19 protein-coding genes are annotated in these 19,375 nt (G+C 67.8%); 6 read left to right on the top strand and 13 right to left on the bottom strand.

The window, feature by feature from the left end; genetic code table 11:
- Nucleotides 1-32: 32 nt before the first annotated feature.
- Together E0497_RS01320 and mihF are read left to right on the top strand one after the other, a co-directional pair.
- Nucleotides 33-824: an enoyl-CoA hydratase gene (locus tag E0497_RS01320; protein ID WP_137722964.1), complete on the top strand. Its 792-nt coding sequence runs from the start codon at nucleotides 33-35 to the stop codon at nucleotides 822-824.
- 113 nt (nucleotides 825-937) lie between these two features.
- Nucleotides 938-1,249, top strand: coding sequence for an integration host factor, actinobacterial type (mihF, locus tag E0497_RS01315; RefSeq protein WP_137722963.1), 312 nt, complete (start codon nucleotides 938-940; stop codon nucleotides 1,247-1,249).
- 52 nt (nucleotides 1,250-1,301) lie between these two features.
- Here mihF and E0497_RS01310 read toward each other — a convergent pair whose 3' ends face one another.
- Entirely contained in the window at nucleotides 1,302-2,117 is an 816-nt protein-coding gene (locus E0497_RS01310) for an aminoglycoside phosphotransferase family protein (protein WP_241665649.1), read from the bottom strand.
- A 98-nt stretch (nucleotides 2,118-2,215) separates the two neighbouring features.
- Between E0497_RS01310 and E0497_RS01305 the strand changes: the two genes are divergently transcribed.
- Nucleotides 2,216-3,730 (top strand): flavin-containing monooxygenase, encoded by a 1,515-nt coding sequence (locus E0497_RS01305; protein ID WP_137722962.1) that lies wholly within the window; start codon nucleotides 2,216-2,218, stop codon nucleotides 3,728-3,730.
- Here the strand turns inward: E0497_RS01305 and E0497_RS01300 are convergent.
- The 5 genes from E0497_RS01300 to E0497_RS01280 all read right to left on the bottom strand — a co-directional run bounded on the left by E0497_RS01300 (nucleotide 3,674) and on the right by E0497_RS01280 (nucleotide 7,691).
- Nucleotides 3,674-4,372, bottom strand: coding sequence for a TIGR00266 family protein (locus E0497_RS01300; RefSeq protein ID WP_161987374.1), 699 nt, complete (start codon nucleotides 4,370-4,372; stop codon nucleotides 3,674-3,676). The two genes, E0497_RS01305 and E0497_RS01300, sit on opposite strands and share 57 nt — an antisense overlap.
- Nucleotides 4,373-4,660: 288 nt before the next feature.
- Nucleotides 4,661-6,382 (bottom strand): cutinase family protein, encoded by a 1,722-nt coding sequence (locus tag E0497_RS01295; protein WP_137722960.1) that lies wholly within the window; start codon nucleotides 6,380-6,382, stop codon nucleotides 4,661-4,663.
- A 204-nt stretch (nucleotides 6,383-6,586) separates the two neighbouring features.
- Entirely contained in the window at nucleotides 6,587-6,913 is a 327-nt protein-coding gene (locus E0497_RS01290; RefSeq protein WP_137722959.1) for a hypothetical protein, read from the bottom strand.
- Between the two features lie 59 nt (nucleotides 6,914-6,972).
- Nucleotides 6,973-7,392 (bottom strand): hypothetical protein, encoded by a 420-nt coding sequence (locus E0497_RS01285; RefSeq protein WP_137722958.1) that lies wholly within the window; start codon nucleotides 7,390-7,392, stop codon nucleotides 6,973-6,975.
- The gene (locus tag E0497_RS01280; protein WP_137722957.1) at nucleotides 7,389-7,691 is read right to left on the bottom strand and encodes a DUF2716 domain-containing protein; all 303 of its coding nucleotides are present in this window, start codon (nucleotides 7,689-7,691) and stop codon (nucleotides 7,389-7,391) included. The genes E0497_RS01285 and E0497_RS01280 overlap by 4 nt, the downstream gene beginning before the upstream one ends.
- Nucleotides 7,692-7,801: 110 nt before the next feature.
- On the opposite strand from E0497_RS01280, the gene E0497_RS01275 reads away from it, so the two are divergent.
- Nucleotides 7,802-8,740, top strand: a complete 939-nt coding sequence (locus E0497_RS01275) for an alpha/beta hydrolase (RefSeq protein WP_137722956.1) — start codon at nucleotides 7,802-7,804, stop codon at nucleotides 8,738-8,740.
- Nucleotides 8,741-8,826: 86 nt separating this feature from the next.
- On the opposite strand, the gene dnaB is transcribed toward E0497_RS01275, so the two are convergent.
- From dnaB to rpsF, 5 genes are all read right to left on the bottom strand, one after another.
- On the bottom strand, nucleotides 8,827-11,469 hold the full coding sequence (dnaB, locus tag E0497_RS01270) for a replicative DNA helicase (protein ID WP_137722955.1): 2,643 nt from the start codon (nucleotides 11,467-11,469) through the stop codon (nucleotides 8,827-8,829).
- A gap of 519 nt (nucleotides 11,470-11,988) precedes the next feature.
- On the bottom strand, nucleotides 11,989-12,441 hold the full coding sequence (rplI, locus tag E0497_RS01265; RefSeq protein ID WP_137722954.1) for a 50S ribosomal protein L9: 453 nt from the start codon (nucleotides 12,439-12,441) through the stop codon (nucleotides 11,989-11,991).
- 17 nt (nucleotides 12,442-12,458) lie between these two features.
- Nucleotides 12,459-12,701, bottom strand: coding sequence for a 30S ribosomal protein S18 (rpsR, locus tag E0497_RS01260; protein ID WP_127917760.1), 243 nt, complete (start codon nucleotides 12,699-12,701; stop codon nucleotides 12,459-12,461).
- A gap of 40 nt (nucleotides 12,702-12,741) precedes the next feature.
- Nucleotides 12,742-13,272 (bottom strand): single-stranded DNA-binding protein, encoded by a 531-nt coding sequence (locus E0497_RS01255; RefSeq protein WP_137722953.1) that lies wholly within the window; start codon nucleotides 13,270-13,272, stop codon nucleotides 12,742-12,744.
- Nucleotides 13,273-13,373: 101 nt separating this feature from the next.
- Nucleotides 13,374-13,661 (bottom strand): 30S ribosomal protein S6, encoded by a 288-nt coding sequence (rpsF, locus tag E0497_RS01250; protein WP_137722952.1) that lies wholly within the window; start codon nucleotides 13,659-13,661, stop codon nucleotides 13,374-13,376.
- Between the two features lie 129 nt (nucleotides 13,662-13,790).
- Here rpsF and E0497_RS01245 point away from each other — a divergent pair, with 129 nt between their 5' ends.
- Together E0497_RS01245 and E0497_RS01240 are read left to right on the top strand one after the other, a co-directional pair.
- Nucleotides 13,791-14,222, top strand: a complete 432-nt coding sequence (locus tag E0497_RS01245) for a DUF2752 domain-containing protein (protein WP_241665668.1) — start codon at nucleotides 13,791-13,793, stop codon at nucleotides 14,220-14,222.
- Between the two features lie 124 nt (nucleotides 14,223-14,346).
- Nucleotides 14,347-15,075 carry a DUF4190 domain-containing protein gene (locus E0497_RS01240; protein WP_161987373.1) on the top strand — a complete coding sequence of 243 codons (729 nt, stop codon included), beginning with the start codon at nucleotides 14,347-14,349 and terminating at the stop codon, nucleotides 15,073-15,075.
- A 58-nt stretch (nucleotides 15,076-15,133) separates the two neighbouring features.
- Here E0497_RS01240 and E0497_RS01235 read toward each other — a convergent pair whose 3' ends face one another.
- Entirely contained in the window at nucleotides 15,134-16,732 is a 1,599-nt protein-coding gene (locus E0497_RS01235) for a glycosyltransferase family 87 protein (protein WP_137722949.1), read from the bottom strand.
- A gap of 23 nt (nucleotides 16,733-16,755) precedes the next feature.
- Nucleotides 16,756-18,933: a transglycosylase domain-containing protein gene (locus E0497_RS01230; protein WP_137723153.1), complete on the bottom strand. Its 2,178-nt coding sequence runs from the start codon at nucleotides 18,931-18,933 to the stop codon at nucleotides 16,756-16,758.
- Nucleotides 18,934-19,375 lie beyond the last annotated feature (442 nt).

The raw sequence follows: 19,375 nt of genomic DNA, 5'->3' as shown, positions 1-19,375 counted from the left end.
AGACGTTCCGACGATCACGGGAAAGGTGCGCCATGACCGACACGACGGACAGAGCAGTCCGGGCCGATATCGACCGCGGCTCCGGAATCGCCACACTCGTCCTGGACCGACCGCGGCAGCGAAACCCGCTTTCCACCAGCACGATGCGGGAGGTGACGGCGACACTGCGCACGATTGCCGACGATCCGGACATCCGGGTCGTGATCGTCACGGGGACCGGACCGGTGTTCTCCGCCGGCCACGACCTGTCCGAGATGGTCGACCGCACCCTCGACGACGAACGGACGGTGTTCGAGGTGTGTACCGAAATGATGGACGCCGTCCAGGCGATTCCGCAGCCGGTGATCGCCGCCGTGCAGGGACCGGCCGTCGCGGCCGGATGCCAACTGGTGGCGTCGTGCGATCTGGTGGTGGCGGCGTCGACCGCGGTGTTCGGGACGCCCGGCGTGCGGATCGGGCTGTTCTGTTCCACCCCGATGGTCGCCCTCAGCCGCGCGGTGGGCCGCAAGCGGGCGATGCAACTGCTGCTCACCGGGGAGACGATCGACGCGGCCACCGCGGCCGACTGGGGGCTGGTCAACATCGTCGTCTCCCCCGACGAACTGGACGCTCGTACACGAGCATTGGCGACGCGGATCGCCGAATCGAGTCCGCTGACCCTCGCGATCGGCAAACAGGCGTTCTACCGGCAGATCGACCTGCCGCAGGACGAGGCGTACGAGCTGATGTCGGAGACCATGGCGACCAACGCCGTCACGTGCGACGCCCAGGAAGGCATGAGCGCGTTCCTCGCCAAGCGGGCGCCGACGTGGACGGGGCGATAACCGCAACAGCCCGACACGCGGGGAGAAGTTGACGCGCGCGGAAACAGTTCGCGTTCTAGCCTGTGGTTCACCCCGCGTAGGTTCGTCCACGCACCGCGACAGAGAGGCACACCATGGCACTGCCCACCTTGACCCCCGAACAGCGCGCTGCCGCCCTCGAGAAGGCGGCCGCGTCCCGCAAGGCGCGCGCCGAGATCCGGGAGGGGCTCAAGTCCGGCAAGCTCACGCTGGTCGAGGTTCTCGACAAAGCGGAGACCGACGAGTTGGTCGGTAAGACGAAGGTGCTCTACCTGCTCGAATCGCTGCCGAAGGTCGGCAAGATCAAGGCCCGCGACATCGCCGAGTCCGTCGGCATCGCCGAGACCCGCCGGGTGTCCGGTCTGGGCGCCCGTCAGCGCGCCGACCTGATCGCCAAGCTCGGCTGAGCATCTCGACCCGGGCAGTGCCCCGCACCGTCCGGTGCGGGGCACTGCCCGTCTACGGCATCAGCATCCGGGCGATCGCGGCCTGCTCGGCCGGCAGGTGCCGGGCGCCGTCCTCGACGGCCCACAGCCCGTTCTGCAGGATCCGGGCCAGGGTCCAGGCGCGGGCCCGGTCCCGGTCGAGGCCGAGTGTCTCGGTCATCAGGTCGAACCGCCACCGGACCTCGTCCGCGTCGAAACGGTTGACCAGGGCGGGCAGCAGTTCGAAACCGGGATCCCCGGCGAGCGGTTTCGGGTCGATCGCGAGCCACGGTTCCCGATCGGAGGCCAGCACGTTGTCGAAGTGCAAGTCCCAGTGCAGCAACCGATCCCCCGGATCCGACACGACCTCGCGTAGGGCTGCCGCGCAGTCCGCGAGGACCCGGGCATCCGCCGGGTCGGTCATCGCCGCGACCACGGCGGGGGCGGCGTCGAGCATCCCCGTGGCCACGTCGCCGAGTCGGCGCATCCCGTCCGGAGCGGGGCGTGTGGACAGGCATCCGAGCAGTTCCGCGAGGACCCGGACGGCGACGCGGGTGTCCGCGACACCCGACAGCGGCCGCGACGCATCGAGTCGTTCGAGGAGCATCGAACCGGTATCGGGGTCGTGGGCGTACAACCGGGCCGCGCCGTCACCGTCCCACTCCCGCAGCGCGTCGGGTTCACCGGCGGTCTCGTCGTCGACGTCCTGCAGTTTGAGGACCGCGTCGCGACCGTCCCGCCGCCGTACCGGCAGCACCAGCGCGACGTTCCCGCGCATCGGCGGGCCGGTCACCCGCAGGTTCCACCGCCCGAGCATCTCGCCGACGAGCGGTGCGGAAACCTCGATCACCGTCCGACCGTATCCGAGGGCCGAGTGATTCCGGGAACCGGGAAACCGGGCTACCGTGCAGTGAGAGCGTGATTCCCCGGCACGACACGGAGGTCCCGATGACCGAGTCCGACACGGATGCACCACGGCACGTCGACGTGCTCGTCATCGGGGCGGGCCTGTCCGGGATCGGGGTCGCGGCCCGGTTGCGTCGCGAGCATCCCGAACGCACGATCCTGATCCTCGAGTCGCGTTCCGCGTCCGGTGGAACGTGGGATCTGTTCCGCTATCCCGGGATTCGTTCCGACTCCGATGTGCAGACGTACGGGTACGACTTCAAACCGTGGCGAGGGAACAAGGCTCTGGCGCCGGCCGCGGACATCCTCGCCTACATCCGGGAGACGTCCCGCGAGTACGGTCTCGACGAACACATCCGCTACGACCACAAGGTGATTCACTCCGACTGGTCGTCTCGGAACGCCCGCTGGACCGTCACCGCGCAGACCGACGACGGGACCGCCACGGTCACGGCGAACTGGCTGTTCTGCGCCACCGGCTACTACAACTACGACCGCGGATACACACCGGAACTGCCCGGAACCGGACGGTTCACCGGACGACTCGTGCACCCGCAGCAGTGGCCGGAGGACCTCGACTACGCGGGCAAACGTGTCGTCGTCATCGGGTCCGGGGCCACCGCCGTCACCCTGATCCCGGCGATGGCCGACGCCACCGCACACGTCACGATGCTGCAGCGGTCACCGTCGTACGTCATTCCGCTGCCCGCGGAAGACGCGCTGTACCGGGTGTTCCGACGGGTCCTCGGGGACGAGCGCGGCTACCGGCTCACCCGCAAGAAGAACATCGCCCAGAACGTGTGGGTGTACAAACTGTGCCAACGGTTCCCGCGGCAGGCGCGGGCCGTGATCCGGTGGCTGAACAAACGTCGACTGCCCGCGGGTTTCGACGTCGACACCCATTTCAATCCGCGGTACGAGCCGTGGGATCAGCGGTTGTGCGTCGTCCCCGGCGGTGACCTGTTCGCGGCGATCCGTCACGGCACGGCGTCGGTCGTCACCGACACCATCGACACGTTCACCGAGACCGGGATCGCCCTCACGTCCGGCCGGCACCTCGACGCCGACATCGTCATCACCGCAACGGGACTCGACCTACTCGCCCTCGGCGGCGTCCACCTGTCCCTCGACGGTGCACCCGTCGACATCACGACGCGACTCGCATTCAAGGGCACGATGCTCTCGGACGTCCCGAACTTCTCGTTCGCGGTGGGCTACACGAACGCCCCGTGGACCCTCAAGGTCGATCTGGTCGCCGAATACCTGTGCCGGGTGCTCACCACGATGGACCGACTCGGCGCCGCCGTCGCGGTCGCCGAGAACCCCCGCCCCGACATGCCGACCCGCCCGCTGCTCGACTTCGCCGCCGGCTACGTCCAGCGGTCGCTGGATCTGTGGCCGCGGGCGGGCACCGTGGATCCCTGGAATCTGCAGATGGACTACTACAAGGACATCGCCGTGCTGCGGGACACGCCCGTCGACGACGGCACCCTCACGTTCTCAGTCGCTGCTGCTACTGCTGGAGACGCTGCTCGACGACGGGATCTGCTGCCGTAGCCAGGCCACGAAATCGGTGGTGCTGCGAGTCTGCATCCACACCCGGCCCGGCCCGGTGAACTCGGTGACGACGCCCTCCCCGCCGAGGAACAGGGACTTCCAGCCGCCGGCCTTGCGGATGCGGTACTCGACGGTGTCCTCGAAGGCGACGACGTGCCCCGAATCCAGGATCATCGTCTCCCCGGTCGACAGGGTCAACGGCCGGATCGCCCCGTAACTGGACAGCAGGATCTGGCCGTGCCCGCTGCACCGCAACAGGACCAGACCGGCACCGCTGAAGAAGCCCTTCGCGCCACCCCACTTGGATTCGACCTCGATGGTCGGGTCGGATGCGATCCAGCACCCGGACTGGACGAGCAGCGCCGCCTCCCCGGTCACCGCCGTTTCGACGAGGTCGCCGGGCAGGGCGCCGGCGACACCGACAATTCCGCCGTTCTCACTGCTGAAGTCGTTGACGAAGAAGCTGGATCCGCCGAGGGACCGGCGTAGCCCCTTCATGAAGCCGCCCTTCGTCGAGGTGGTGATCGTGACGTCGCCGCGCATCATCGCCATCGCCCCGGCCTCGACGCGGACCGATCCACCCGGCGGGACATGGATTTCCGCGATCGCGAAGGCAGGTCCGCAGCTGATGTCGGTTTTCATGGGCATCCCCTCGTCCGTCGGCATCACGAACATAGCGCCCGAACCGCCGTCGGGCCGGACGAACGGTACGAATCCCCGACACCGAGCGTGATCCCCACGCCACCGCACCGGGGTCACGGGGCAAATCCCCCTACACCCCGCCCCACTGTCGAACTAGCGTTCATCATGTCGATCGGCTCGTCCGATCGACCCACGGTCCCCCGGACCCCCGACCTGGTGGACCGTGGTCGGGCGGTGGCGCCGGACCCCTTCCGGCACCACCGCCCGATTCCCCCCGGGGGATTCCTCTCAGCCCGCCGGTGTCGGCGTGGCCTCCGCGGTCGACTCGGATCCCGCGACCGGACTCTTCTGTGGCGGCGTAGTGGTGACCGTCGTGGACGGGGCCGTGGTCTCGACCGCGGTCGGCGGGGCCGTGGTGCCGACGACCGCGTCCGGGACTGTCGCTGTCGCCGACCGGGCCGACTCCCTGGACTCGGTCGCCGACGGCATCCCGGCCTCCTGCCCGTGTGTCTGCGGTGCGTCCGCACTCGACTCCCGGGACTCGGTGTCCGGGGCGGCGTCCGGCGTGGTACCCGGGGTGCCGCTCGGCGGCTCGACCTCAGTGAGGGCCACCGACAGTTCCGTCGCACCTGGCCTCACCGACGCGTCCACCCGTTTCCCGTCCTGCACCTGCTGCGCGAGGTGCGTCAACCACGCCGCCGCATACGCCGCCGACGTCAGCGGACGGCCGTCGGCGGCATCCCGCCAGTAGTCGAAGTGGTGTCCGACGCCCGGCGCCAACGTCAACTGGTAGGGGTCGCTCATGATCACCGGGACGGTGTTCTGGTTGGTGACGATCAGCCCGACGATCTCCTTGAACAGCTTCTGCGGCAGATAGGCGAGTGGCGACATCGTGTCCGCGTCGATCGAATCCTTGCCTCCCGCAGCAGGAGTCGTTGTCAAGACGTCGGCGGCAGCAGTATCGGTGGCGGTGGGCCGCGTGTACGACGGGTCCGACACCTTCAGTAGCACCTCGAGGAACGTCTCGTCGCTGCGCATCCAGTCCGGCTGCGATTCGATGTCGGCGAACGCGTCGAGCGCGATCCGCGACAGCACGGTCGCGACGTCCATGCCGGTGGCCGGCGTCAACTGTTCGCGTTCGAGCGCGTCGACGTTCAGTTGCCGGCCCACGTTCACCACCAACTGGAGCAGTGAAATATTCTGCGGCGCAGAGCAGGTGAGGTCCCCATCCGAGCAGAACGACGCGATCCTGCCGTCGAGGGCGCCGAAGTCGTCGCCGCCGGTGTCCGGGAGTGCGCCCTGGCCGGGTGCCGGGGTCGCCCCGTCCTGGTACTTGGTGTCGAATCCGTCCGGGTTCGTGAACGGGTTCTTCGCACCGGGGAACGGGCCCTGACCGGACGCGCGGCCGGCATCGGCGAGGATGACGACACCGACGACGTTCGCCGGATCCACGAGCCCGTATACGCCGTCCGCGCCGGCCGTCTGATGGCCGACGTTCATCGCGACCCGACGGGCCACGTCCGCGCCCTCGCTGTAGCCGACGATCGCGAACTTGGTGTCCGGACAGGAGATTCGGATCGCCTTCATCACGGACTCGGCGTTCGTGACACCGGTCGTGACGGCGTTCTCGTAGCTCGCCATATCGGCCGGGTACGCGATGTACATCGCCGCGTACGAGCCCGGCTCGACGGCGCCGAGTGGCGCATTGGACGCCTCGTCGATCCACGAACTGACGTAGTCGTCCGCCGATGCCGCCGGCAGTTCGTTGCCGTTCGCATCGACGAGCATCTTCGTGGTGCCCGGCCGTGGCGTGTCCCCACGCCCGGCGATCGACAGGGTCACCATGTCGTGGCAGTCCTTGGTGGACGCCGTCAACTCGGTGTCGACGGTGCGGGTCGGAGTGGACCACAGAGCCCACGCCAACACCACCAGCAGGGCCACGCCCAGCGCGATCGGTGTCGTCACCCGCACCGCGAGGCGGTGCCGTGTCGAGAATCCGCGAACAGTCATGTGCACTCCCCAAACCCGACTCACGGTCGACGCCCGGTGCGACCCCCACCCCGTGCATCACGTCAGGGAGAACGTCGGAAACCCGGCGGGCAGCGTTACATCCCAGCGATATCAGATGACGAGGAGGGCACCGGACTCGGTCATCGACTCGTTGCACCGGCTGATGCTCGCGACGACCGGGCAGGGTAACCCGGAGAAGCGGTGTCAGCTCGGTGCGAAGCCACCTATATCGAGCGATCCGAACACGGCGGCGAAGAGTCCTCCGACGCCCAGGAATGCGATCAGCAGCGCAATCACCAACGGCCGCAACGGCCGCAACACCCACAGTGCCCCGGCCAACACGACACCGGCAACGAACGGGACGATCCACGTCACCCAGTACATCGCAGTCGGACCCTGCCCATCGGGGCGACGCAGACCGGACGGAACCGGCGACATCTCCGGCACATGCAGCATGTCCTGCAAGGCCACCGGAATCGTCACCACGGCGAGCACACCGAGACCCGCGCCGAGCAACAGACCGACCGGCACCCCGAGGCCGAAAGCTCAGTCGTCACCGGCGCTGCGGTCGGTGTCCGCACGCGGATCAGTCATGGCTGCACTCGTTTCCGGGGCAGTCGACGGCTACTCAGGAACTCGTGGCCGAAGGCGAATACGACGGCCACCAATGCGATCGGAAGGTAGAAGCCGTAGACACTCGCCGCATAGTCGGAGGTGACGAAGCCTCGCAGCGATCCGAGCAGCAACAACCCGGCGGCCGCGCCCGCGACCCAACCGAACGGTGCCACCACCGGAAAGACGCAGAGCAACACCGGAACCGCGAGCATGCCCACGGTCGCCGGACCGAAGTAGTCACCGATCGGTTGCTGACACAACTCGGACGGGTAGAGCCCCGGAAGAAATTCGACCTCACACGACGTGACCTGCAGCATCGGCTCCCCCGCCACGAACCAACCGAACGCAGCGGTCAACGTGGCCAGGACGATCCAGGCGAGTCGGGCGAGAGTCATTCGGCCACACTACCGGTGGATGGATGCCCGTCGACCCGCACGATCGGCAGCCACGTCGCGAGCGTGCGTCCGAGCGAATTCACCAGTCGCTCACCGAACACGCAGAGCGTCTGTTCCCACGGATGGCCGAACGTCCCCTCTGTCACGGACGGAGTGCTCAGATCGAACGTCAGCGACAGCGTCGGTTCCGCGATCACCGGCCACGACGACGCATCCACGCCCGGACGGAACCCGAACCGGTCCACGAACGCCCGCCAGTAGCGATCTTGATCGACCGGATCGCTCCAGCCGGGCGGCAGAGGATTACCGAAATCGAGGGTGTGTCACACCCCGCCACTGTAGAGACACACCGGCCCCGGACTCCGCACACCGCTACCCTCGTGTCGACATCCGACTGCGAGGAGGACACGTGCGGTTCACGCTGGAAAGCCTCATGGTCGATGTGCCCTCCGAGCAGATCACGGAGGCGCAGGAGTTCTACCGGGCGCGGGCGGCCGGCCGTGGCCCCGGCACCTTCGAGGACCTGGTGGAAGCACGGGCTGCAACACCTGCTCCCACACCCGCCGAGCCGCCGACCGTCGAGGAGACCGTCGAACTCGCGGAAACCCGTGTGCCGGTGCGGATCTTCCTGCCCACCGACGGCCCGGTGCGGGGCGTGTACCTCGACTTCCACGGCGGCGGCTTCTACCTGGGGTCCGCGGCCCGGGACGACATACGCAACCGTGCGCTCGCCGACGCGCTGCACCTGGCCGTCGTCGGCGTCGACTACCGGCTGGCACCCGAGCATCCGTGGCCGGCCGCACCCGACGACTGCGAGGCGGTGGCACTGTGGCTCGTCGAACATGCCGCCGAACGATTCGGGTCGTCGCGGCTGACGATCGGGGGACGGTCGGCGGGAGCCACGCTCGCGGTGACAACGCTGCTCCGCTTGCGGGACAGGGGAGTGGCGGGCCGATTCCACGGTGCTGCACTACAATTCGGCACCTACGACATCAGCGCGCAGACACCGGCCGGACACCGGATCGCCGACGAATACTTCATCCAGGCCTACGCCGGCCACGTCGACGACCGCACCGCCGCCGACATCTCACCCGTCTACGGGGACCTGCACGGCCTGCCGCCGACACTGCTGGTCGTGGGAGCCGACGACATCCTGCTGGAGGACAATCTCGCCATGGCGGGACGTCTGACTGCCGCCGGCAACGACATCGAACTCCGCATCTATCCCGAAGCGCCGCACGGGTTCACGACCCACCCCACAGCACTGGCGAGGACGGCCCGCGTCGATGTCGAGGCGTGGCTGCGCGAGCGGGTCGGGCCCGCACGGAACGACAGCGACAGCGGATAGACGCCGCGGGCGGTTGCTGCACCGAACACCGAGAGACGGTCGCAGCAACCTCCCGCAGTGGGGGTTGTCAGCGGCAGTACGGCGACCTACCCCCGCGCCATGTCCACGAACCGCGAGTAGTGCAGCTGGTGCGCGACGGTGATGTTGGCGGTGGGGCCGCCACGGTGCTTGCCGAGGATGATGTCGGCTTCGCCGCCGCGCGGGTCGTCGCGTTCGATCGCGTCGGGCCGGTGCAGCAGCATGACCATGTCGGCATCCTGCTCGAGCGAGCCCGATTCACGAAGATCGGACACCTGGGGGCGCTTGTCGGTGCGCTGTTCGGGACCACGGTTGAGCTGCGAGATCGCCACCACCGGCACCTCGAGTTCCTTCGCGAGCAGCTTGATGTTGCGGGAGAACTCGGAGACTTCCTGCTGCCGGGATTCGACCTTCTTGCCGGACGTCATCAACTGCATGTAGTCGATGACGACGAGCTTGATGTCGTGCTTCTGCTTGAGCCGGCGGGCCTTCGCCCTGATCTCCATCATCGTCAGGTTGGGGGAGTCGTCGATGAACAGCGGCGCCTCGCTGATCTCACTCATCCGCCGCGCCAGGCGCGTCCAGTCGTCGTCGGTCATCCGACCCGACCGCATGTCGGCGAGTTTGATCTTCGCTTCCGCCGACAGAATGCGCATGACGATTTCCGTCTTGCTCATTTCCAGCGAGAAGATAACGCTCGCCAGACCGTGCTTGATGGAGCACGAACGCATGAAATCCATAGCGATCGTGGAGTTGTGCGTCGGAACCATCGAACGGCCGGCGAGGTACATGTGGTCGTCGTTGTCGACCTGGACGCAACGAACCGGAACGCTGTCGATCTTCCGAACGTCGACGATGTACCGCGAACCGATCCGGGCTGTGCCACTAGCCGCGCGACGCTCCTTGTGCAGCAGTGCTTTTCGCGTCAATCCGAACACGTCGTCATCCGCCCCGAACGTGAGGGTGTATGCGATGGACGAGGCTTCCGTGCGACCCTCAACCTTCTTCGCGCTCATCTGCACCCGGTACCCGAGACCGACGACGAGCTCGGATACGTCGTCGACGAGACGCTTGTTCGTGCCGGTGAACTGCACCGAGCCACCATGGGTGACAGTGCCGTCGGTATCGAGCAAACCGGCGAGCAGTGCCCGCCGCTGCGCTTCCGACGCCCGTAGGTACTGCACCGGAATGTGCTTGTTCCCCAGGACGCCGATCGTGCGCAGCCTCGAGTCAACGCTGCCGATCGTGGTCCAGCACGTGCGGCACATGTGTCTCCCGATCGACGGCCCACCGCAGATCGGGCACGTCGGTACCGGTACCGGTACCGGATCGGAGAGGAACCACGCCTTTCCGCCGCACGAACGGCCGCACGTACGGACCTCGCTCGTATACGGAACGAACTCCTTGCCGCAGACCGCACAGTCGCGGGGTTCGACCTCCGGAGCCTCAGGAAGCTTCAACTGGTAGCGCAAGTACGTGGCCGTAGGCTCGGCCACGATCCCCTCGGCCTCGATCAGCATGATCGTCTCGGGGTCCGCGGTCGTGAACGTGGCGGCCTGCGACGTTCCGTCGCCCAACCAGGCGCCGAGAGTGTAGGGCGGAACGAGGAATTCCTGCGCCGGCAACTGCAACGGCTGCGTATTCGTCACCGAATGGTTGATCCGCCGATCCGCCGTCTCGCACCGCAGGGTCGACGCGATGTCCGCCGTGGTGCGGACCTCGGCGAACATCCGCTGGTTCTTGTAGCGGTTGTAGCCCGTGGCGGCCTGCTGTGCGGAGCGGCGCGACGCCCGTGTCTCGGTCAGCCACTGATGCTGTTCGTCCGCAACGATGACGGTGCCGTCGGAAAACTCGACTTCGTAGCAGGGGCGCCCCGTCATCACCTCGGTGGCGGCGACGACCGTGGTCGGCGTGCCGTCCGCACCGACGAGTCGGTCGCCGACCGTGACCTCGCCCATCGTGGTCCAGCCGTCGGGCGTCGGGAGAGGTGTATCCAGCGACAGCGCCTTGCCGACGCCCGGCCGGGCCGCCACGATAATCATCTGACCTGGGTGAAGCCCGTTGGTGATCTCGTCGAGTTCGCTGAATCCGGTGGGCACGCCGAGGGAGATTCCGCCGCGGCTGGCGATGGAGTCGATTTCGTCCATCGTGGGCTGCAGCAGTTCTTCGAGGGGCATGAAGTCCTCGGTGGTGCGGCGTTCGGTGACCTCGAAGATCTCCGCCTGCGCGCGGTCCACGACCTCGGCGACGTCCTGCCCGTCGGCGCCGGCGTAGCCGAACTGGACGATGCGGGTACCGGCGTCCACGAGGCGGCGCAGCACGGACTTCTCGGCGACGATCTCCGCGTAGAAGGCGGCATTCGCGGCCGTCGGCACCGTCTGGGTGAGCGTCACCAGGTACGGGGCGCCACCGATGCGACGCAGGTCGCCGCGGCGTTCGAGTTCCGCGGACACCGTGACCGGGTCGGCGGGCTCACCACGGCCGTACAGGTCGAGGATCGCGTCGTACACGGACTGGTGGGCGGGACGGTAGAAGTCGCCCGGCCGCAGCACCTCGAGCACGTCGGCGATCGCGTCCTTGCTCAACAGCATGCCGCCGAGTACCGACTGCTCGGCGACCATGTCGTGCGGGGGTTGCCGGCCGAACTCCTCGGTCGGCTCCTCGGGCGGCTCCGGGTACTCGGAACGGCCCCGATCATCCACAACAGCCACGCGAACGCCTTTCCCGCAACGAGCTCTCCGACGGCCTGCGCGGTAGCCCGTACCGCCGCCGTGTCCACTCTGTTTGTACCCGCATGCCCCGACAATCCGTGCCGCCGTCCGGGGCAGCTCGAGCGACACGCCCGCAACGACGGTAAGTGCCCGGACAGGCCCCCGCAACCACCCCTGTGGATAAACTTGGGGATGAAATGGGGACGCGGCGGCCCTGAGTGTTAATCGTCCGCGGACAACTGGGGACAAGCTGTGGATGAACTGGGGACAGACGAACATCACACTCAACAAAGAGCAGGTCAATACGGGTTTTTTCGCACACAACCCTGTGGATGAAATTCTGTTCGGCGTGTCGCACGAGTTGACAGTGCGCGAGTGTGCGGCGAACAAAGTCTGAACATCGATATGGCCTGGGTAACAAAACTGTCCTGACGTGGCGAATTCATCCACAGCTCTTCCCCAGGCATGCGGAAGGCCCCGCGAACGATGTCCACGGGGCCTTCCGAGCGAACGCGACGACTAGGCGGCGACGACGTTCAGGTTGAACTTGGCGGCAACCTCGGGGTGCAGGTTGACCACGATGAGGTGCTTGCCGGTCGCCTTGATGTGCGACTTCGGCAGCTCCAGGTTGCGCTTGTCGACAACCGGGCCACCGGCAGCCTTGAGGGCGCCCGCAACATCGGCAGCGGTGACGGAACCGAACAGCTTGCCGGCGTCGGAGGTCTTCACCGACAGCGACACACCCTCGAGACCCTCGATGGCAGCCTTGAGCTCCTTGGCGTGGTCGAGACCACGGACCGCGCGGGCCTCCTGGGCACGACGGATGCCCTCGACCTGCTTCTCGGCGCCACGGGTGGCGACGATGGCCAGGCCACGGGGGAGCAGGTAGTTACGGCCGTAACCGTCCTTGACCTCAACGGTGTCGCCGGGCGCACCGAGGTTGTTCACGTCAGCGGTGAGGATCAGCTTCATGTCGTCCCTCCCTTTCCTCAGCGAGCCGTCGAGACGTAAGGCAGCAGGGCCACCTCACGCGAGTTCTTCACGGCAACGGCGATGTCCCGCTGGTGCTGGACGCAGTTGCCGGTGACACGGCGGGCGCGGATCTTGCCCCGGTCACTGACGTACTTACGCAGCAGCGTCGTGTCCTTGTAGTCGATCTGCGTGTTCTTTTCCTTGCAGAACGTGCAGACCTTCTTCTTCATAACCTTGTCGCGCAGCGGCGGCTTCGGCATGTCTATCTCCGTTTTCTGGATGTTCCGATCGAGGTACGGATCAGAACGGCGGTTCGTCGTCCACGGGCTGAGAGCCTCCGAAGGAGCCCGCCTGCGGCGCGCTACCCCACGGATCCTCTCCGCCCTGACTGAAATTGTTGTTGGACGCCGGACGTCCGCCGCCGGATCCGCCGGAGGAGCCACCGAAGCCGCCCCCGCCACCACCACGGTTGGCCTTGTTGACCTTGGCCGTGGCGTAACGGAGCGAAGGGCCGATCTCATCGACCTCGAGCTCGACGACAGTGCGCTTCTCGCCCTCACGGGTTTCGTACGAGCGCTGCTTGAGCCGGCCGCTCACGATCACTCGCGAGCCGCGGGTCAAGCTTTCCGCCACGTTCTCCGCTGCCTCACGCCAGATGTTGCAGCGCAAGAACAGTGCCTCGCCGTCTTTCCATTCGTTGGACTGACGGTCGAAGACTCGGGGCGTGGACGCGACGGTGAAGTTCGCGACCGCAGCACCCGCGGGGGTGAAACGAAGCTCGGGGTCAGCCGTCAGGTTTCCGATGACGGTGATGACGGTGTCGCCTGCCATGTGGTTCCTCCTGCAGTGTGGGGAGTTCCTGTTGTTCCAGAGCCTAGGTGCCGGTACCGACATCGGTGCCGACGAATTCCCGGGTCAGGATCACACGGGAATCACTTGCCGTGGCGCAGGACCTTCGTACGCAGCACCGACTCGTTCAGACCCAGCTGACGGTCGAGCTCTTTGACGGTGGCCGGCTCCGCGGTGAGATCGATGACCGCGTAGATGCCTTCGGCGTTCTTGGCGATCTCGAACGCGAGACGACGCTTGCCCCAGACGTCGACCTTGTCGACACTGCCGCCGTCCTTACGGACGACATTGAGGAACGTATCCAGCGACGGAGCGACAGTGCGCTCGTCCAGGCTGGGGTCCAGGATGACCATCAGTTCGTAATGACGCATAAGACCTCATCACCTCCTATGGACTGTGAATCGGCCACGGACTGTCCGTGGCAGGAGGGTCGTTGCGTCAGCAACCTTTGCAGGGTACACGAGTGGCCTGTGACCTGCGAAATTGATCGTGCAGCAGTGCTGTGCCCGGCTACGCTCGACGACGTGTTCCGTGCCCGGCGTCTCACCGCACCCGCGGCCGTCGCGGCAGCAGCGGTCGCGGTGTGCGGGTTCGTCGTGTGGGCCGATCCGACGACCCCGGGCGGGGTGATCCCGGCCTGTCCGACGAAGACCCTGTTCGGGATCGACTGCCCCGGCTGCGGCGGCACCCGCATGCTGTATTCGCTCCTGCACCTCGACATTTCGGCGGCGCTGCGGTTCAACGCGGTCGGGGCGATCGCCGTCGTCCTCGCCGTCACGGGCTACACCGTGTGGACGTGGGGGCGGGCGCGAGGCCGACCCGCCCGACTGCCTCGCGGCAAATGGATCCCGGTCACCGCCCTGGCCGTCACGGTGGCCTGGTTCGTGGTGCGCAACATTCCGGTCGCACCGTTCACGGCACTTCGGGTGTGAGGAGCCGATCTGCAGAACACCCCGACACGACGTGATGTCGTCCGCGCGTTTCACACCGGGATCGAAACAGGAAACGTAGTCTGCTCTGTTGCCCTTGTTCGAACCCGATGAGAAGGACCGAGTGGTGCCCAACCCACATCCTGCGCGCCCGGAGTACTCGTACGCCGTCCCCCCGTACCCGCCGCGCCCGACCAACACCCTCGCCGTTCTCGCCCTGGTCTTCGGGATTCTCGGCGGCGTACTCGCGATCCCGTTCGGGCATATCGCGCGCCGTCAGATTCGGCGCAGCGGGGAGGACGGCAACGGTCTCGCATTGGCCGGGTTGATCCTCGGATACATCTGGCTCACCGCCGCAGTCGTCGCCGCGGTCTGCTTCGTATTCCTCGTGCGATCGATCAACGACACCTCGACGGATCTGCCCCGCGCCTACGCCGATTACGGATACTCGGCACCGAACACATCGGCCGGACCGACGAGCCGTTCCACCCCTACGACGCACTCGGCCGCGACGTCAGCCGTCCCCTTGCCGTCGCGCATCCCGGGCACCGACGATCAAGGCTTCCTCAGAGGCACCGGACCACGATGCAATTCGACCAACCCAGCCGTCGTGATTGCGCGCACCGCCGAGTCTCGGGTTGTGGTGTGCCGAACGGGCGTCGGCCGCTACTACTACAAAGGCGTACGCGTGTCCGACGGTTCGTCGATCGAACTCGACGACCCCGTGCCGACCGGGTCGGGATTCGTCGCCACCAACGGAAGTGTCCGCTACACCCTGAGTTCCGACTCGCTCGTCATCACGGATGGGACGCGTGCACTCGGGAACGAACCGATGCACGCCTACTGGCACCGATGATCCACCGAAAGGCTCGTGAAAGCGGCCCGCCACCCGGGGCGTGGTGATGTAACAGCAGCTACCCGGATCCGACGGCCTCCCGCGGCCGCAGCCATCGCGGCAGCCGGCGCGGGGGGGCGTCGTCGGCCTGGTCGAGGACGCCGCCGGCGGGGTCGTCGATGAACCCGAATCGGACGAGGTCCTCGGTGGGCCGATAGATCTGCCGCAGCACCAGCACGCACAGTGCGATGACGGCGAGGTCGCGGACCGCGACGGTGGCGGTGAACCACTGTTCGGGTAGTCCCTTGTTGGTGACGCCGAGGTAGTACATCATCCGCGGCACCCAGACGAGGGCGTCGACCGTCATCCATGCCAGCAGGATCCGGCGGTGGGGGAGCGCGAGCACGGCGAGCGGCACCAGCCACAGCGAGTACTGCGGGCTCCACACCTTGTTGGTGAGCAGGAACCCGGCGACGAGCAGGAAACACAGTTGCGCCACCCGCGGCCGTCGGGGTGCGGTCAGCGCCACGTAGCCGATGCCGGCGCACACCGCGACGAACGCGAGCAGCGACACCACGTTGAGCATGCTCGGCGCCTCACCGGGGGCGAGGGGTCCGTCGAACCCGGTCCACCCGGTGAACGAGGAGAGCACGTTGTAGATCGAGTCGGGGTCGGCGCCGCGGTCGGAGTTGAGTCGGAAGAATTCGGCCCAGCCGCGTGGGAACAGCAGCGCGATGGGCAGATTCACTGCCAGCCAGGCGCCGGCGGCGGCCAGCGCGGTCTGCGACCACGCCCGCATCCGGCCGGCCCGCAGACACAGCACCAGCAGCGGTCCGAGCAGCAGCAGCGGATACAGTTTCGCGGCCCCGCCGAGGCCGAGCAGGATGCCGGCGAGCACGGGCCGTTTCCGGGACCATGCGAGCAGGCCGCCGGCCGCGAACGCGGTCGCCAGCGGGTCGAAGTTCGTGAACGCGTGCACGATCACCAGCGGCGAGCACGCGATCAGGGCCGCGTCCCACACCCGTCGGCCGGCCAGCAGCGCACTGGCCCACACCGTGATCAGCCACGCCAGTGCCAGCCCGAACGCGACCACGTCGAAGTAGATCGCGACCTGCAGACCACCGGGCAGCCACGGGGTGGCGTGCCACGCCTTCGCCACGATCATCGAGCCGTACTGGTACAGCCCGGACAGCACCGGATACTCCATGTAGCGGCGCTGCACGGAACCGTCGGGAAGTGGTTCCTCCCACCATTTCTTGTACGGGAACGCGCCCTCGTCGAGGTGTTCGGCACCGTACAGCGGGACGGTGTCCGAGTAGCACATCGCGACGTACTGACGGTTGCCGCTCCAGTCCAGGCCGAGCGCCCCGTCCGTGCCGACGGGGGCCTGCTGGATGCACGCGGCCTTGGCGAACCAGCCGAAACTCAGGAACACGAGTGTCAGCAGCAGGATCACCCGCATCGGGGTGAAGAACCGGGTGCGGCCGATCAGGGCGTGCCGGCCGACGGGGCCGCCGATCGTCGCCGTCAACTGCGCGGTGAGCGGATCCGTCCGGCCGGGCACGTCCCGCCAGTCCGCCGAACGACGATCGGCGGCGAGGGGTGCCGGGGACACCCACTCGCCGCCGTCTCGGGTGGCCGATTCGCCCCCCGGCTCACCTGTCGTGCTTCCGGTCACCCCGCGAGGCTACCGGGATGCGGCTATCCGACGGGGACGGGCCGCTGCTGCTGTCCGCGTGCCGCCGGGCCGCCCTCGGGCAGCGCCGGTTCCGTCGTCGACTCGTCGGTGGTGCCGCCGTAGCCCGGTTCCGTCGTCTCGGTGGTGCGACCCGGCGCGATACCCGGGATCGGGATCGTCACACCCGGCAGGATCTCCACGTTGCTCGTGGTGATCTGCAGCGGCGGGGTCGTCGTCGTGGACGGGGCCGAGGTGGACGGTGCGGACGTCTTCGGCGGTGCGGGCGCCGTGTAGGCGGGTACGCCCGCGACGCCGGCGATCGGATCGGGGGTCGGGAACTTCTCGACGTCGGTGCCCTTGAGTGCGCCGTCCATCGTGCCCTTCCAGATGTCCGACGGCAGACCGGAGCCGTAGATCATGCCGCCCCAGCTGTTCTCGAGCGGCAGGCCCTGCTCGGTACCCACCCACACCGCGGTCGACAGCGACGGGGTGTAGCCGACCATCCAGGCGTCCTTGTTCTTTCCGGTGTCGCCGAGCTGCGCGGTACCGGTCTTCGACGCCGACGGGCGACCACCGGCGAGGTTGTGGCCGTTGGAGTACCCGGCGATCGGGACCATCGCGGCCGTCGTGTTGTCGGCGACGGCGGCGTCGATGCGCTTGTCCCCGGTCGGGGTGCCACGGTCGAGCAGAGTGGTGCCGTCGGAGGTGACGACCTTCTGCACGAAGTACGGCTCGTGGTAGACGCCGGACGCGGCGAGCGTCGCGTACGCGGACGCCATGTCGAGCGGACGGGACTGGTACTGGCCCAGCACGATGCCGTTGTTGGGGCCGTTGCCGTCCGGCTCGGTGAGCGACGCGCCCACACCCGGGATGTCCTTCGGGATTCCGGCCTCGTGCGCCAAGTCGGCGATGGCCTGCGGGCCGTTGTCCATCTGCAGCATCATCCGGTAGAAGCTCGTGTTGAGCGACCGCTTGAGCGCCTCGGCGATGGTGCAGGTGCCGCAGGATTCGCCGCCGACGTTGCCGATGGAGATGCCGTGGACGTTGAGTGGACCACTGTCGTACATCTGCGACAGCGGGATGCCCTGGTCGAGGGCCGCGGCCAGACCGAACACCTTGAACGACGAGCCGGTCTGCAGGCCGGCGTTCGCGAAGTCGTAGCCGGTGCCGTCGGTGCCGCCGTAGTAGGCGCGTACGGCGCCGGTGTGCGGGTCGACGGAGACGACGGCGGTGCGCAGCTCGGACGGCTCGCCCTCCATGTACGTCTCCACCGCGTTCACCGCGGCCTGCTGCGCCGCCGGGTCGATCGTGGTGGTGATCTGCAGGCCCTCGGTGTTGAGGTCCTGGTCGCTGATCCCTGCCGCCGACAGTTCGGTGAGCACCTGACGTTTGATCAGCCCCTCCGGACCGCCACTGTTGCCGTAGTCGACCTCGGCGCTGGGGATGGTCTGCGGGAACTGGGCGGCGGCCCGATCGGCGGCGGCGAGCGTGCCGGTGTCGACCATGCCTTCGAGGACGTAGCCCCAGCGGGTTTCGGCGCCGGCCCGGTTGAACTCGGGGTCCAGCCCGGACGGCTGCTGGATGACCGCGGCCAGCAGTGCACCCTCGGAGACGGTGAGGCTCTCGACGGGCTTACCGAAGTACGACTGCGATGCGGCGGCGATGCCGTACGCGCCGCGCCCGAAGTAGATGGTGTTCAGGTAGGCGGCGAGGATCTCGTCCTTCGACCACTGCTTGGCCATCTTCGACGAGATGACCAGTTCCTTCATCTTGCGGGTGAGGGAGCGTTCGGAGCCGACCATCGCGTTCTTGACGTACTGCTGGGTGATGGTCGAGCCACCGCCGGCGCTGTCGCGGCCGAGCAGGTTGTCGCGGGCGGCACGCCCGAAACCGCTGATCGAGAAGCCGGGGTTGGAGTAGAAGTTGCGGTCCTCCGCCGCGAGCACGGCGTTGCGCACGTGCAGCGGGATCTGGTCGATGGTGACCTCGGTGCGGTTGCCTTCCGGCGGCACGACCCGGGTGATCTCCGTCGTCCCGTCCGAGGCGAGGAGCGTCGCGACCTGGTTGGTCTTCATGTCGCCGGGGCGGGGCACGTCTGCGGCGACGTACGCGACCATGAACGTCAGGATCGGCACGATCACACCGAGCGCGACGGCCGCGAGCACCGTGCGCCGGACGATCTTCCAGCGCTTCGGTGTCATCTTCTTGTTCGACGGCTTCGGCGGCTCCCCGTCGGATCCGCCACCGGACTTGCCGGGGGGCACGGGCGGCGGTCCCGGAGGACGGCCGCCACCGCCGCCCTGCGCGGGACGCGGCGGGGCCGGACGCGGCGGGACGGGCTGCTGCTGGGTGGGACGTGGCGGGACGGGACGCTGCTGGGCGGGACGCGGAGCTCCCGGCCCCTGGCCCTGGCGGGGCACGGGCCGACCGACCGGCGGCGGACCCGGGTTGCGGCGCGGCGGCGGACCGGCGGGCCCGTTCACGGGACGGCCGGGCTGTTGCCCGGTCGGTCGTCCACTCTGTTGGGGCCCGCCGGGCCGGTTCGGCCCGTCGGGTCGGCCGCCCTGCGGCGTGTTGGGGGAACTCACGTACCAATCTCCAGTAGTCGGGTGACTGTCGAACAGTCCTCGGTTGCCGGTGGGC

Origin of the sequence: Prescottella subtropica (assembly GCF_005434945.1) — a bacterium.
GTDB lineage: Bacteria > Actinomycetota > Actinomycetes > Mycobacteriales > Mycobacteriaceae > Prescottella > Prescottella subtropica.
This window is presented reverse-complemented; position numbering and strand designations above follow the sequence as displayed.

Coding starts and splice junctions, on each gene's coding strand:
- rplI (WP_137722954.1), bottom strand. CDS start 12,441: ATGAAGCTGATCCTCACCGCTGACGTGAACAACCTCGGTGCGCCCGGC.
- E0497_RS01300 (WP_161987374.1), bottom strand. CDS start 4,372: ATGAAAACCGACATCAGCTGCGGACCTGCCTTCGCGATCGCGGAAATC.
- E0497_RS01255 (WP_137722953.1), bottom strand. CDS start 13,272: ATGGCAGGCGACACCGTCATCACCGTCATCGGAAACCTGACGGCTGAC.
- E0497_RS01320 (WP_137722964.1), top strand. CDS start 33: ATGACCGACACGACGGACAGAGCAGTCCGGGCCGATATCGACCGCGGC.
- rpsR (WP_127917760.1), bottom strand. CDS start 12,701: ATGCCGAAGCCGCCGCTGCGCGACAAGGTTATGAAGAAGAAGGTCTGC.
- E0497_RS01230 (WP_137723153.1), bottom strand. CDS start 18,933: ATGACACCGAAGCGCTGGAAGATCGTCCGGCGCACGGTGCTCGCGGCC.
- E0497_RS01305 (WP_137722962.1), top strand. CDS start 2,216: ATGACCGAGTCCGACACGGATGCACCACGGCACGTCGACGTGCTCGTC.
- rpsF (WP_137722952.1), bottom strand. CDS start 13,661: ATGCGTCATTACGAACTGATGGTCATCCTGGACCCCAGCCTGGACGAG.
- E0497_RS01285 (WP_137722958.1), bottom strand. CDS start 7,392: ATGACTCTCGCCCGACTCGCCTGGATCGTCCTGGCCACGTTGACCGCT.
- mihF (WP_137722963.1), top strand. CDS start 938: ATGGCACTGCCCACCTTGACCCCCGAACAGCGCGCTGCCGCCCTCGAG.
- E0497_RS01295 (WP_137722960.1), bottom strand. CDS start 6,382: ATGACTGTTCGCGGATTCTCGACACGGCACCGCCTCGCGGTGCGGGTG.